This window comes from Burkholderia sp. JPY481, assembly GCF_038900515.1.
GTDB lineage: Bacteria > Pseudomonadota > Gammaproteobacteria > Burkholderiales > Burkholderiaceae > Paraburkholderia > Paraburkholderia youngii.
Genome location: NZ_JAYMRT010000006.1, coordinates 259,179 through 273,292, shown reverse-complemented (window position 1 = coordinate 273,292; position 14,114 = coordinate 259,179). Strand labels below are relative to the sequence as shown.

The following is a 14,114-nucleotide window of genomic DNA, read 5'->3' as shown; positions in this document are numbered from 1 at the left end:
TCGAATCAACCCAATTCCAGTATTCCGGAGACTCCCATGGTCCGACGCATCCCCCAATCCGACGAACTCGAATCGATCGAACGCGCCAGCCGCGACGAGCTGCAGGCTCTGCAACTGACGCGCCTCAAATGGTCCGTCCGCCATGCCTACGACAACGTGGCGCATTACCGCAAGGCGTTCGATGCCGCTGGCGTGCATCCGGACGATCTGAAGGAACTCTCCGATCTGGCAAAGTTTCCGACCATGACGAAGAAGGACCTGCGCGATAACTATCCGTTCGGTCTCTTCGCGGTGCCGCGCGACCAGGTGGTGCGCGTGCATGCATCGAGCGGGACCACGGGCAAGCCGACGGTCGTGGGCTACACGGCACGCGACATCGATACGTGGGCCGACATCGTCGCGCGTTCGATCCGCGCTGCCGGCGGCCGTCGCGGCGACACGCTGCACAACGCGTTCGGCTATGGCCTGTTCACGGGCGGGTTGGGCATTCACTACGGCGCGGAGCGGCTCGGCTGCATGGTGGTGCCGATGTCCGGCGGCCAGACGGAAAAGCAGGTTCAGCTGATCCGTGACTTCGAACCGTCGATCATTCTCGTCACGCCGTCCTACATGCTCAATCTCATCGACGAAATGACGCGGCAAGGGATGAATCCGGCCGAATCGTCGCTGAAGGTCGGTGTCTTCGGCGGCGAGCCCTGGACCCAGGCCATGCGCAGTGAAATCGAAACGCGGGCGGGCATCGACGCGGTCGACATCTACGGCCTTTCCGAAGTGATGGGCCCCGGCGTCGCGGCGGAGTGCATCGAAAGCAAAGACGGCCCGGTGATCTGGGAAGACCACTTCTACCCGGAGATCATCGATCCCGTGACCGGCGAGGTGCTGCCGGATGGAAGCGAAGGCGAACTCGTGTTTACTTCGCTGACGAAGGAAGCCATGCCGGTCATCCGCTATCGCACGCGCGATCTGACCTCGCTGTTGCCGCCGACTTCCCGCGCGATGCGCCGGCTCGCAAAGATCACCGGACGCTCGGACGACATGCTGATCATTCGAGGCGTCAACGTGTTCCCGAGCCAGATCGAGGAGCTGATTCTCGCGATGCCCAAGCTGAGCGCGCAATATCAATTGACGGTCAAACGCGATGGGCATCTGGATTCTCTGGCGGTATGCGTCGAAGCGCGGCCGGAAGTCGGCGAGTCGTTGAGCGACCACGATCGCACAGCGCTCGCGCGCGAACTGCAGCATCGCATCAAGACGATGGTCGGCGTGTCGACGACGGTCTCGGTCGCGCTTGCCGGACATATTCCAATGACCGGTACCGGCAAAGCGAAACGCGTCGTCGATCTGCGGGGCGCGAACCTGTAAGCATAGAAGATGGGCGTTGCGCGCGCGGTCCGCGCAACGCCGCTCCACGCGTTCAACGTCCCGTACACCAACGCCCCGAGGCCGAGTCAGCCAGCGATGCCGCCTTTTTGCACCGCTTTGCTTTTCGGCCGTTTCTCCGCCAGCCTGCCAGAGTCCTTCGCCGGTTTAGCCTCGCGCTTGCGCCCCGCTGCCCGTGTCGCTTCCCGGAACGACGCGGCACGCGCTTCGCCTAGCGCAATCAGCGCATCGGTGAGTTGCGCCATGTGTGTTTCCATCGATCTGTTGTCGCCAGATTGAAAGGAGACGAAAGCGCCGTCGAAACCGAGCATGCCGAAATACGCCAGTTCGTCGGCGACCGCTGACGCGGCGGCATCGCCTTCAGCGCTGAACGCGCTGCGGATCATTTCCCGCATATAGTCGCGGCCTTCGTTGCGTACCTCGACCACCGTCTGAATCGCCTCCGGCTCCGCGGCCTCGTTGCTCATCACCATGACGACCAACAGGCGCAGGAAGTTCTCGCGGTGCTGAAACACCTCCCCCGTCTTCTTCAGATACCAGCCCAGACGCTCGCGCGACGTGCCGCCTTCGGGCGGATTCTGGTGAGCTTCGCGCATCGCGGCGAAGAAGCCCCGCGCGCCTTGGGCCATCACCTCCGCCAACAGCCCGGCCTTGGAGCCGAAATGATGATAAATCGCGCTCTTCGGGATTCCGGTTGCTTCGACCAGCGCCGACATCGACGTGCCGGTGTAGCCATAGGCCGACATCACGCGGGCAGCCGCGTCGAGAATTTCCTGGCGCGATCGCTGGCCGCGTCGATTGCCAATTTGCTGTGTGTTTTCCATCCCAAAAGTATATCGCTTCGCCCCCTTTTCTCCCGTATTGTACCGATCGGTTCATTACTGGTTTGCCCTGGCTGTCTGCGATTGGACCGATCGGTACACTAATTCGAACTGTGGGAATGAGCCAGACCATCGTCCGGATTGGGCGTTGCTCCTCATCGCCCGATCGAGACACGGGCACGCACCGCAGAGTGCTTCGCAACATTTCCGGGCCAATGGCCCGTCATCAGAACTTGAACATAGGGAGAGCTATGCACAGCGTGTCGACACTGGGGTATATGGTCCTTGGCGTAAGCGACCTGGCAGCATGGGAGGGGTTCGCCGTCAACGTACTGGGTTTGCAGGTGGGCAGGCGCGTCGCCGGCGAATCGCTCGGCCTGCGTATGGATGATTACGAGCAGCGCTTCCTGTTGGTCAAGAGCGAGCTCGACGACTTCCTCGCCGCCGGCTGGGAATTCGAAACGGATGCGCAGCTCGACGCGTTCGTCGATCAGGCGCGTGCCCGCGGAGCCGGAATCGTCGAGGCGGATCGCGAAATCGCCGAACAGCGCCGCGTAGCCCGCCTGTTCGTATGCCACGATCCCGACGGCATCAGCCACGAGTTCTATAGCTGCGCGTACCGCGCTCACACACGCGACGCGTTCCGCTCCTCGGTACTGCGCGGAGCATTCAGCACCGGACGCCTGGGTGCTGGCCACTTCGTGACCGTACCGAAGCAGAGTGCGCGCGCCAAGGCGTTTTGCCAGGACGTGCTCGGCCTGAAGCTCAGCGACTCGATCACTGGCGAAGCCGCACCGGGCGTGAACCTCGACGTGACGTTCTTTCACGCTCGCAGCGGACGTCATCACTCGATGGCGGTCGCGGACGTTCCGTTCCCGGTCCCCAAACGTATCCACCACATCATGGTCGAGTGCACCGACGCGAACGACGTCGGCCTCGCCTACGACCGCTGCAAGCAGGCCGGCGTGCCGATCCTGATGGAACTGGGCCATCACCCCAACGACCAGATGTTCTCGTTCTACATGATCTCGCCGTCCGGTTTCGCGATCGAATTCGGCGCGGGCGGCATCGTGGTTGACGACGACACATGGGAAATCAAGCGCTACTCCGAACTCAGCGACTGGGGACACAAACTGAATCCGCCGCCCGGCGCGCCCGCCCCCAACGCGCATTGAATCCCGACTCATCACCTAGCTTGACTGCAAGACCAAATTCCTGGAGCCACAGTATGACCTTGACCGAAGCCAACACCAGCAAGTTCGTGACGATCAACGAACCTGGTCTCGAGAACTTCACCATCCATTTCAACGACGCCGGCCACGGCCCGGCCGTCGCCATGCTGCACGGCGGCGGGCCCGGCGCGAGCGGCTGGAGCAACTACTACCGCAATGTCGACGCGCTGGTGAACGCGGGGTTTCGAGTGCTGCTCATCGACAGCCCCGGCTTCAACAAATCAGGCGAGATCGTCAGCGACGTGCCGCGCAACCTGCTGAACGCGCGCGCGACCAAAGGGGTGCTCGACGCGCTCGGCATCGCCAACGTGCATCTCGTCGGCAACTCGATGGGCGGTGCCTCGGCATTGAGCTTCGCACTGGAGTATCCGGAACGCCTCGATCGCATGGTGTTGATGGGACCGGGCGCTCAGGGTCCGAGCATCCTCCAGCCTCAGCCGGGCGAAGGCATCAAACGCATGTTCAAGCTCTATGCGGAACCCACCTATGAGAACTTCGAGGCCATGCTCGAAGTGTTCGTGTACTGGCCTGGCGCAATCACCGAGGAGTTGCGCCGCGGACGCTGGAACAACATCGAGTCGAACCTGAATCACCTGAAGAACTTCATCGCGAGTTCGAAGCTTTGCCCCGTGACGACATGGGACCTGTCCGCACGCTTTCCGCAAATCGCTCACAAGACGCTGATCACGTGGGGCCGCGACGACCGCTTCGTGCCTCTCGATCACGGCCTGCGCATGATCAATACCTTGCAGGATGCGCGACTCCATATCCTGCCGCAGTGCGGCCACTGGGCTCAGTGGGAACACGCCGACGAATTCAACCGCCTCGTCATCGACTTCCTGAATAACTAAAAAGCGGGCGACGGGCGGCGGTCGCCGTCATCGCGGGTCCTTGTGCTGCGAACACGCGCATCCCGCTGCCACCGTGAACATCCAGAATATCTAGTGGAGACAAGATATGACCAATGAGTACGACGCCGAGGTTGCCATCGTCGGCTATGGACCGACCGGCGTGATCGCCGCGCTGACCCTCGCGAAACACGGCATTTCCACCATCGCGTTCGAGCAACACAAAGACATTTACCAGCGTGCGCGCGCCGTCACCGTCAACGACTGGACGATGCGCATCTTCCAGAACCTCGGCGTCGACGAACCAGTGCTGAAGCAGATCGATCCACAACGCGCGCTACGCTGGATGCGCTATGACGGCACCGAGATCTTGCGTATCGAGCACCCGCCTTCGACGCTCGGCATCAAGCCGCGCTTCTTCAACATCTATCAGCCGACGATGGAGTCGACGCTGCGCGAATGCGCGGCGAAGCACGCCGAGTACATCGACGTGCATTACGGCTTCGAGGTCGTATCGCTGGAGCAGGATGAAACCGGCGTCACGGTAACCGCAAAGGACCTCTCGACGGGCGAAACGAAACAGACCCGCGTGCGCTACGTGATCGGCTGCGACGGCGGCAGCAGTGCCACGCGCGGCAAGCTCGGCGTCAAGCTGCTCGGCGATACGCTCGACGTGCAGTGGATCGTGATCGACTGCCGCGTCAAGCGCTGGTGGCCGGACCGCAACCTGCTGACGTTCTGGTCCGACAAGGAACGGCCGGTGGTGGACATCGCGCTGTCTGGCGGCAACCATCGCTGGGAACTGCCGCTGAAGCCTACCGAGTCGGAAGCGGACTTCGCGACGAACGAGGAAGTCTGGCCGCTGCTGAAAGCACTCGGCGTCACCGAGGACGACGTCGAAATCCACCAGTATGCGTTCTATCGCCACCATACGCGGATGGCCGACAAGTGGCGTGTCGGGCGCGTGTTCCTCGCGGGCGACGCGGCGCATCTGATGCCGCCCTGGGCTGGCGCGGGCATGCAAACCGGCATGCGCGACGCGTTCGATCTGGGCTGGAAGCTCGCTGGTGTGCTCAAGGGCACGCTGCCCGAGCAATTCCTCGACACCTACGAAACGGAACGCCGGCCCAATGCGGCGTTCTACACCGGCCTTGCCGTACAACTCGGCCGCATCATCAAGCAGGAACTCTCCGAAGAAGAGCAGGCCGCGCTCAACGCACCGCCTCCGCCCGACGCGCCGGAGCAGCCGCTCATCGCGCCGCCGGTGCTGGAAGCCGGCTGGCTGCGCGGTCCGCTCGCCAACGACAGCATCGTGGGCCGCATGGTGCCGCAACCCGTCGTCGGCGATAACCGCGGGGTGATGGCACGGCTGGACGACCTGCTCGGCGACGGCTTCGTGCTGCTCGGCGACGACGTCGATCCCGCCACGCTGCTCTCGCCCGCTGAAAAAGCGGCGTGGGACCAGCTCGGCGCCCGCTACATCGCTTTGCGCCAGCAGGATCAGCACACCAAGGGCTGCGACGAATTCGTCGACCTCGACGGCGTACTGCGCCCATGGTTGCGCAAGTACGGTGCGCGCGCAGTCGCGCTGCGCCCCGATCGCTTCGTCGCCTGCGCCGACGTCAGCGGTCTTGCGGTTCCTGCCTGACACGCCGCACTAAGTGACATCGGTCGACGAACGGGTAGGCGACGAATGCCGCCTACCCGTATCCCGACACGCCTCAACCCAGGGAGAAACATGAACATGCATGATGCCAACGTCGTCAATGCGCTGGCCTCGCGTCTGCGCAACGCTGAAGCGTCGCGCCAGACCATCTCGCCCGTACGCGGAGATATCCCAGTCGACGACATCGCTACCGCTTACGCAGTGCAGCAGGCGAACGTCGATCTGCGCGTCGCGAACGGCGAGCGCATCGTCGGCCGCAAGATCGGTCTGACGTCGCTCGCCGTGCAGAAGCAGCTTGGCGTCGATCAGCCGGACTTCGGCGCGCTGTTCGCCGGCATGGCCTACGGCGACAGTGAACCGATGCCGCTGTCGAAGCTGATCCAGCCGAAGGTCGAAGCCGAAATCGCGCTGGTGCTCGAACACGACCTCACGCACGACAAGCACACGTTCGTGGACATCCTGCGCGCCAGTGCGTACGCATTGGCCGCGATCGAGGTCGTGGACAGCCGCATCGAGAACTGGGACATCCGCTTCGTCGATACGGTGGCGGACAACGCGTCGAGCGCGCTGTTCGTGCTCGGCAGCCGGCCGGTGCCGCTGTCGCGGATCGACCTCACCGCGTGCGCGATGACGCTGTCGCGCGACGGCGAAGTGCTCTCGCGCGGCAGCGGCGCGGCGTGTCTCGGCAATCCGCTGAACGCCGCCGTGTGGCTCGCGGATCGCATGGTCCAGTTGGGCACGCCGCTGCGCGCCGGCGACGTCGTGCTGACCGGCGCGCTCGGCCCGATGGCCGCCGTCAAGGAGCCGGGCACTTACTGCGCGCAGATCGAAGGCCTCGGCAGCGTGCGTGCGACGTTTACCGCTTGAATCAGGACGCAATATGACTTCCGAAAAACTGAAAGTCGCGATCATCGGCTCCGGCAACATCGGCACGGATCTGATGATCAAGATCATGCGCAACAGCCGGCATCTGGAGATGGCGGCGATGGTCGGCATCGATCCGAACTCCGACGGTCTCGCGCGCGCCGCGCGGCTTGGCGTCGCGACCACGCATGAAGGCGTCGAAGGTCTGACGCGTCTGCCGGTGTTCGAAGACATCGATTTCGTGTTCGACGCGACTTCGGCCGGCGCGCACGTGAAGAACGATGCGTTCCTGCGTGCTCGCAAGCCTGGCATTCGCCTGATCGACCTGACGCCGGCCGCGATCGGGTCGTATTGCGTACCAGTCGTCAATCTCGACGCGCATATCGACGCACCCAACGTGAACATGGTGACCTGCGGTGGTCAGGCGACGATTCCGATGGTCGCGGCCGTGTCGCGCGTCGCCAAGGTCCACTACGCGGAGATCGTCGCGTCGATCAGCAGCAAGTCGGCCGGGCCCGGCACGCGCGCGAATATCGACGAGTTCACCGAGACGACGTCGAAGGCGATCGAAGTGGTCGGCGGCGCGGCGAAAGGCAAGGCGATCATCGTGCTCAATCCGGCCGAGCCGCCGGTGATGATGCGCGACACCGTCTATACGCTGTCGGAGATGGCCGACCTCGACCAGGTCGAGCAGTCGATCGAGGAGATGGTCGCGAAGGTTCACGCCTACGTGCCCGGCTATCGCCTGAAGCAGAAGGTGCAGTTCGATGTAATCCCGGCGAACGCGCCGCTCAATATTCCGGGCCTCGGCATGTTCAGCGGTTTGAAGACCTCGGTGTTTCTCGAAGTGGAAGGCGCCGCGCACTACCTCCCTGCCTATGCCGGCAATCTCGACATCATGACTTCGGCCGCGCTCGCGACCGCCGAGCGCATGGCGCAGGCGCTCGTACAGGCATCAGAGGCTTAAGGAGACTTCCCGCATGGACAAAAAACTCTATATCTCCGACGTGACGCTGCGCGACGGCAGCCACGCGATTCGTCACCAGTACTCGATCCAGAACGTGCAGGACATCGCGCGCGCATTGGACAAGGCGAAAGTCGATTCGATTGAAGTGGCGCACGGCGATGGCCTGCAAGGGTCGAGCTTCAACTACGGCTTCGGCGCGCATAGCGACCTTGAATGGATCGAGGCGGTCGCCGACGTCGTCGAGCACGCGAAGATCGCGACGCTGCTGCTGCCCGGGATCGGCACGATTCACGACCTGAAGGCCGCGTACAACGCGGGCGCACGCGTGGTGCGTATCGCGACGCATTGCACGGAAGCGGACATTTCGAAGCAGCACATCGAATACGCACGCGAACTCGGCATGGACACCGTCGGCTTCCTGATGATGAGCCACATGAGCACGCCGGAGAACCTGGCAGTCGAAGCGAAGAAGATGGAAAGCTACGGCGCGACCTGCATTTACGTGGTCGACTCAGGCGGCGCACTGACGATGAACGACGTGCGCGATCGTTTCCGCGCGGTGAAGGCGGTGCTGAAACCCGAAACGCAAACGGGCATGCACGCGCACCACAACCTGTCGCTGGGCGTGGCGAACTCGATCGTCGCGGTGGAAGAAGGTTGCGACCGGATCGACGCCTCGCTCGCGGGCATGGGCGCGGGCGCGGGCAATGCGCCGCTCGAAGTGTTCATCGCGGCAGCGGAGCGCATGGGCTGGAATCACGGCACCGATCTCTACACGCTGATGGACGCCGCCGACGACATCGTGCGTCCGCTGCAGGACCGCCCGGTGCGCGTCGATCGCGAAACGCTCGCGCTCGGTTATGCCGGCGTGTATTCGAGCTTCCTGCGTCATTCGGAAGTGGCCGCGAACAAGTACGGCCTGAAGACCGTCGACATTCTGGTCGAACTGGGCAAGCGCCGCATGGTCGGCGGTCAGGAAGACATGATCGTCGACGTCGCACTCGACTTGAAACACGCACGCCAGGCTTGATGGGCGCGAATGAGCCGCCTCATTGAAGCTGCCAAAAAAGATCGATCAAATACACTATCTGGAGACTGGAATGAAAAAACATTCCATTGCAATTCTTTTGGGATTTCTGCCTGCCGGATACGCGTTCGCGCAGAGCAACGTCACGCTGTACGGTCTGATTGACGGCGGCGTGTCCTATGTGACGAACCAGGGCGGGCATTCGGTCACGAAGTTTGACGACGGCATCTATACGCCGAACCTGTTCGGCTTGCAGGGCGCCGAAGATATCGGCGCTGGAAACAAGGTCATTTTCAAGCTGGAGAACCAGTTTCAGCTCGGTACGGGCGCGACGGTGCAGCCGGGCATCTTCGGGCGAAACGCTTACGTGGGTCTGGATAGTTCTACCTTCGGCAAGCTGACTTTCGGCAATGTCTTAGATTTCATGACGACGTCGCTGTCCGAGGCAGGCAATGCTCCCGCCGTGTTCACTGGCGGCTTGTACAACTTCGCGGCAGGCCCGTTCCAGAAACTGAATATTCCGCAAAACCCGACCGGCTGGTTCGACTGGAGCCGCACGAGCGGCATCCCGGCGGCCAATTCGATCAAGTATCAATCACCGGTGTTTGCGGGCTTGTCCGCTGGGGCGTTGTATTCGCTCGGCGGAGTGGCTGGTTCGTTCGGGTCGAATTCGACCATGAGCTTCGGGCTGAATTACGGTGCCGGTCCGTTCGGAGTCGGGGCCGCCTACACCAAAGCGAAATATCCCGGCTCCAGCACCGGCTCGCCGCAAATTCCGATCACGAACTGGGGTGTCGGCGCGCACTATGTAATCGGACCCGTCTACACGGTCGCGGACTTCACGACCGTGCGCAACTCGTTCAACGGCGCCGCGGCCTATGCCGCGCAAGTCGGCGCCAGTTGGCAGATTACTCCCGCATGGTCCTTCGGCGGGAACTATATGTACCTGAAGGGTAACGAGGAACTCGACAACAACCACGCGCATCAGCTCGGCGCAACGCTGAACTATTCGCTCTCCAAGCGGAGCATGGTCTATGCGGAGGGCGTTTATCAGAAGGCGAGCGCAGGTTCGCACGCTGCCATCAACGGCATCATGGGTCCCAACGGATCGTCCAGCACGGCGTCGCAGGCCATTGCACGAGTTGGCCTTCGCACCGCGTTCTGATTCTCGACTGACCTTGTAGTTTCATGCGCATCGGGGCCCGCCGAGGAAACTCGGCGGGCCTCATATCATCTGCACGAGAGCGCGCCGCCAGGCATGGCGGCACCCTCTCCATCCAGCTCGGCGCGTCAACGGCAACACGCTAAAAGCGTTGCGCCGTCGAAGCCGCCCGCCCCGCGCGCCGCCGATAGAGTCCAAGCGTCGCGCCAAGCCCGCACAGCGCGGCGAAACTGAGCCAGTAGCCGGGCGCGGCCTTGTCGTGCGTGGTTTCGATCAGGAAGGTCGACACGGCCGGCGTGAAGCCGCCGAACAGCGCCGTCGCGAGACTGAACGCCAGCGAAAAACCCGCGACGCGCACCTCCGCCGGCATCACCTCGGTAAGCGCGGCGACCATCGCGCCGTTATACATGCCGAAGAAGAACGAGAACCACAGCAGCACGCTCAGCATGCGGCCGAAACTCGGCGCCGCGGCGAGCCACGACAATGCCGGATACGCGGTGAAAATCGCCAGCACGGAAATGGCGAGCAGAATCGGCTTGCGGCCGATCCGATCGGACAGCGCGCCGCCGATCGGAAGCCAGATGAAGTTCGACACGCCCACCAGCAACGTCACCATCAGGCTATCCGACGTCGACAGTTTGAGAACGGACTTACCGAAGGTCGGCGTGTAGACGGTGATCAGATAGAACGTGGTCGTCGTCATCGCGGTGAGCAGCATGCCGGCGATCACCGTGCGCCAGTTGCTGAGCAGCATCGCGAAGATCTCGCGCGTCTGCGGATGATGGCGGCGCGCCTCGAACGCGGCGGTTTCCTGCAGCGAACGGCGCAGGAGGAACAGGAACGGTACGATCGCGCAGCCGATGAAAAACGGAATGCGCCAGCCCCACGCGCCGATCTGCTGCGCGCTCATCCAGTGATTCAATCCGTAGCCGAGCGCCGCCGCCATCACGATCGCGACCTGCTGGCTGGCCGACTGCCAACTCGTGTAGAAGCCACGTGCGCCGGGCGTGGCCATTTCCGCGAGATACACCGACACGCCGCCCAGTTCCGCGCCCGCCGAGAAGCCCTGCAACAGCCGCCCGAGCAGAACGAGCGCGGGCGCGAGCAGGCCGATGGTCGCGTAACCGGGCACGCACGCGATCAGGATCGTGCCGCTCGCCATGATCGACAGCGTGACGATCAGGCCGGTGCGCCGCCCTACCTTGTCGATATAGGCGCCGAGAAAGATCGCGCCCAACGGACGCATCAGAAAGCCCGCGCCGAACACGGCGAAGGTCAGCATCAGCGACGCGAACTCGCTCGACGCCGGGAAGAATATCTTCGAGATCGACGTCGCGTAGAAGCCGAACAGAAAGAAGTCGAACTGTTCGAGAAAGTTGCCGCTCGTCACGCGCAGTACGGCCGCGGCTTTGGACGAGCGCGCCCCGACCGGCGTGCCGGCTAGTGGTTCGGTAGCGTTCATGAATATGTCCCCTGTTGTTATGACAATATGCGGCGCGTGTCGCGCCTAGTCCGAGCCGAGACCCAACGTATTGGGCTGGCGCTTTTCGATAGACGATTTGAGCAGCGCCGCCGAACGGAAAATGCCGTGCGCGAACTTGCCGTACGGAAGCGTTGCGAACAACGCGATCACGATGCCCAGATGCACCGCCAGCAGCCACGGCATCGCCGCCGTTTCGCGCAGCGCCAGCAGCCCGAGGCCCGACGCGCTCGTGAGCAACAGCAGCGCGATGAAGGCACGGTCCATCGGACGCTGGCGCGCATCGCCCTGCTCCGGATGGCGCTTCAGGTTGAGCCACAGCAGCCCCAAGGGCCCGACGATCAGGCCGATCCCGCCCGCCGTACCCAGCAATACCGGCAAGCTGAAGAACGGATACGGGGCTTCCTCGCCGAGCAGGTAGTGATAGAGCGTCGCCACCACCGTTGCCGCGAAACACAGCATGAAGCCGTAGAACGTGAAGTGGTGAAAGCGCCGCCGCGCGAGCGTGAAGGCATCGTTCGATTCGTTGCAGCCGTCGCCATGTCCGCCGTCGAGATACCTGAGCGTCAACGCGTGTTTCGCCGCCTCCGTCACGGCCGGCGCGCTCGCGTTCGCGGTTCCTGGCGACACGTCGCGCCAGAAGCGCGTCACGCCGATGCCGAGCGCCACGATGGCAAACAGGAAGACCGCGCCGAACATCGCCGCCAGCAGGTTGTGCGGGAAGATCGCGTAGAAGTTCGCGGGCGCGACGTTGCCGCTCAAACCGCCATGCATGGCCGTGCCGAGCAGCAGAAAGAGAGCTAGCCCCGCCGCCAGCGCGACCGACAGCGTCACGCCATTGCGCTTGTACAACCCGCCTAGCGCCTTGGGCCACGCGTATTCGGTGTAGGTTTCGAGGCGCACTTGCGCCATCGCCTTCGGCACGTTGACCGCGAATTCGTGCGGCGGCGCGTACTGGCACGCGTGGTAACAGGCGCCGCAGTTATGGCACAGATTGGCCAGATAGTTGACGTCGGCCTTGCCGAATTCGAGGCGCCGCGTCATCGCCGGGAACACCGCGCAGAAGCCTTCGCAATAGCGGCACGCGTTGCAGATCTGCATCTGGCGCGCCACTTCGCCTTCGCTTGCGGTCAGCGGCACGATTGGAATCACGCGCGAGCCGCCGCGCGTGCGTTGCATGTCTTGCTTCGATTCGAACGCCGCGGCGCGCGTGCGTTCGGGCGCGAGCGTGTCAGTGTGCTGCACAGGAAACCTCCGTTGTCTGCAGTGCGGCGCGCGCGGCCTGAGTGCCGGCAATGCGCCCGAACGCCGTGCCGATCGACATGCCGACGCCCGCTGTATAGCCCTTGCCGAGCACGTTGCCCGCCATCATCTCGCCCGCGACGAACAGGTTCTCGCTCGCCTCGCCGCCGAAGTGCACCTGGGCGCGGTCGTTGGTCTTCAGGCCGAGATACGTGAACGTGATGCCGGGACGCAATGCGTAGCCGTAGAACGGCGGCGTGTCGATAGGGCGCGCCCAGTGCGTCTTGGGCGGCGTGACGCCTTCGGTATGGCAGTCGTCGAGCGACGTGTGATCGAAGCTGCCGACGCGGCAGGACTCGTTGTAACGCGACAGCGTCTCCATGAAGCGCGCTTCCGGCAGCTTCAACTGCCGTGCGAGTTCGGGCAGCGTGTCGGCCTTTACGCCGGGAAACACCGGCGGCATGAAGCGGCCGATCGCCTTCGAATCGATGATCGAGTAGCCGATCTGCCCCGGCTGATGCGCAACGAGGCGCCCCCAGATCGCATAGCGTTTCGGCCAGAAGTCCTCGCCTTCGTCGTAGAAGCGCTCGGCCTCGCGATTGACGACCACGCCGAGCGACACGCAGTCGATGCGCGTGCAGATGCCGCCGTCATAGAGCGGCGCGCGCGCATCGATGGCCACGCAGTGCGACTGCGACGGATCGCCGATCATGTCCGCGCCGGCATCCATCATGTGGCGGATCAGCACGCCCTTGTTGAAGCGCGTGCCGCGGATCAGGAAGTTGTCGGCGGGCCATTCGCCGCGCTCGTTTTGTCCCCAGGCCTCGCGCAGCCATTCGCGGTTCGATTCGAAGCCGCCTGCCGCCAGCACGCAGGCGCGCGCCTCGAAGCGCTGGTTACCGCTTCGGGCCGCGACGAAACGGCCGCCGTCGAGTTCCACCGAATCGACGGGCGTGTCGTAGCGAATCTCGACACCCAGCGCTTCGGCGCTGCGGTAATAGGCGTTCACGAGCGCCTTGCCGCCACCCATGAAAAACGCGTTGGTGCGCGCCACATGCAGCGCGCCCGACAGCGGCGGCTGAAAGCGTACGCCGTGCTTTTGCATCCAGGGCCGGCACGACGACGACGCGCGAATCGTCAGCCGCGCGAGATGCTCATTCGTGATACCGCCGGTGACTTTCAGCAGGTCTTGCCAGAATTCTTCTTCCGGATAGGCATCGACGAGCACGTCCTGCGGCGCGTCGTGCATGCAGCGCAAATTGCGGGTGTGTTGGGAATTGCCGCCGCGCCATTCGCGCGGCGCGGATTCGAGCAGCAGAACCGACGCGCCGGCTTCGCGCGCCATCAATGCCGCGCAAAGCGCCGCATTGCCTCCTCCGATTACGAGTACGTCGACCATCTTGTGGGCCTCCTTTCGGACGCACT

At 63.6% G+C, this 14,114-nt stretch carries 12 protein-coding genes; 8 read left to right on the top strand and 4 right to left on the bottom strand.

What is annotated here, in order from left to right:
- The first annotated feature begins 36 nt into the window (after window positions 1-36).
- Window positions 37-1,362 (top strand): phenylacetate--CoA ligase PaaK, encoded by a 1,326-nt coding sequence (gene paaK, locus VSR82_RS17575; RefSeq protein WP_410849980.1) that lies wholly within the window; start codon window positions 37-39, stop codon window positions 1,360-1,362.
- An 86-nt stretch (window positions 1,363-1,448) separates the two neighbouring features.
- On the opposite strand, the gene VSR82_RS17570 is transcribed toward paaK, so the two are convergent.
- Window positions 1,449-2,204, bottom strand: a complete 756-nt coding sequence (locus tag VSR82_RS17570; protein ID WP_368587741.1) for a TetR/AcrR family transcriptional regulator — start codon at window positions 2,202-2,204, stop codon at window positions 1,449-1,451.
- Window positions 2,205-2,452: 248 nt separating this feature from the next.
- Here VSR82_RS17570 and VSR82_RS17565 point away from each other — a divergent pair, with 248 nt between their 5' ends.
- The 7 genes from VSR82_RS17565 (at window position 2,453) to VSR82_RS17535 (ending at window position 9,970) form a co-directional block, all read left to right on the top strand.
- Window positions 2,453-3,376: a VOC family protein gene (locus VSR82_RS17565; protein WP_410849982.1), complete on the top strand. Its 924-nt coding sequence runs from the start codon at window positions 2,453-2,455 to the stop codon at window positions 3,374-3,376.
- A gap of 53 nt (window positions 3,377-3,429) precedes the next feature.
- Complete coding sequence (gene bphD, locus VSR82_RS17560; RefSeq protein WP_368587739.1) at window positions 3,430-4,284, top strand: 2-hydroxy-6-oxo-6-phenylhexa-2,4-dienoate hydrolase; 855 nt, start codon at window positions 3,430-3,432, stop codon at window positions 4,282-4,284.
- Between the two features lie 106 nt (window positions 4,285-4,390).
- Window positions 4,391-5,929, top strand: coding sequence for a bifunctional 3-(3-hydroxy-phenyl)propionate/3-hydroxycinnamic acid hydroxylase (locus VSR82_RS17555; RefSeq protein WP_368587738.1), 1,539 nt, complete (start codon window positions 4,391-4,393; stop codon window positions 5,927-5,929).
- Window positions 5,930-6,025: 96 nt separating this feature from the next.
- Window positions 6,026-6,814 (top strand): 2-keto-4-pentenoate hydratase, encoded by a 789-nt coding sequence (gene mhpD, locus VSR82_RS17550; RefSeq protein ID WP_429463616.1) that lies wholly within the window; start codon window positions 6,026-6,028, stop codon window positions 6,812-6,814.
- A gap of 13 nt (window positions 6,815-6,827) precedes the next feature.
- Window positions 6,828-7,778 (top strand): acetaldehyde dehydrogenase (acetylating), encoded by a 951-nt coding sequence (locus tag VSR82_RS17545; protein ID WP_498857959.1) that lies wholly within the window; start codon window positions 6,828-6,830, stop codon window positions 7,776-7,778.
- 13 nt (window positions 7,779-7,791) lie between these two features.
- On the top strand, window positions 7,792-8,808 hold the full coding sequence (gene dmpG / locus VSR82_RS17540) for a 4-hydroxy-2-oxovalerate aldolase (RefSeq protein ID WP_429462467.1): 1,017 nt from the start codon (window positions 7,792-7,794) through the stop codon (window positions 8,806-8,808).
- A 70-nt stretch (window positions 8,809-8,878) separates the two neighbouring features.
- Window positions 8,879-9,970 (top strand): porin, encoded by a 1,092-nt coding sequence (locus VSR82_RS17535; RefSeq protein WP_368583820.1) that lies wholly within the window; start codon window positions 8,879-8,881, stop codon window positions 9,968-9,970.
- A 139-nt stretch (window positions 9,971-10,109) separates the two neighbouring features.
- On the opposite strand, the gene VSR82_RS17530 is transcribed toward VSR82_RS17535, so the two are convergent.
- From VSR82_RS17530 to tcuA, 3 genes are read right to left on the bottom strand one after another with little or no spacing between them, the layout of a single operon-like run.
- A complete protein-coding gene (locus VSR82_RS17530) occupies window positions 10,110-11,429 on the bottom strand; it encodes an MFS transporter (RefSeq protein WP_429462469.1) in 1,320 nt (439 codons plus the stop codon).
- A gap of 45 nt (window positions 11,430-11,474) precedes the next feature.
- Complete coding sequence (tcuB, locus tag VSR82_RS17525; RefSeq protein WP_429462471.1) at window positions 11,475-12,692, bottom strand: tricarballylate utilization 4Fe-4S protein TcuB; 1,218 nt, start codon at window positions 12,690-12,692, stop codon at window positions 11,475-11,477.
- Window positions 12,679-14,088: an FAD-dependent tricarballylate dehydrogenase TcuA gene (gene tcuA, locus VSR82_RS17520; RefSeq protein ID WP_429462473.1), complete on the bottom strand. Its 1,410-nt coding sequence runs from the start codon at window positions 14,086-14,088 to the stop codon at window positions 12,679-12,681. The genes tcuB and tcuA overlap by 14 nt, the downstream gene beginning before the upstream one ends.
- Window positions 14,089-14,114 lie beyond the last annotated feature (26 nt).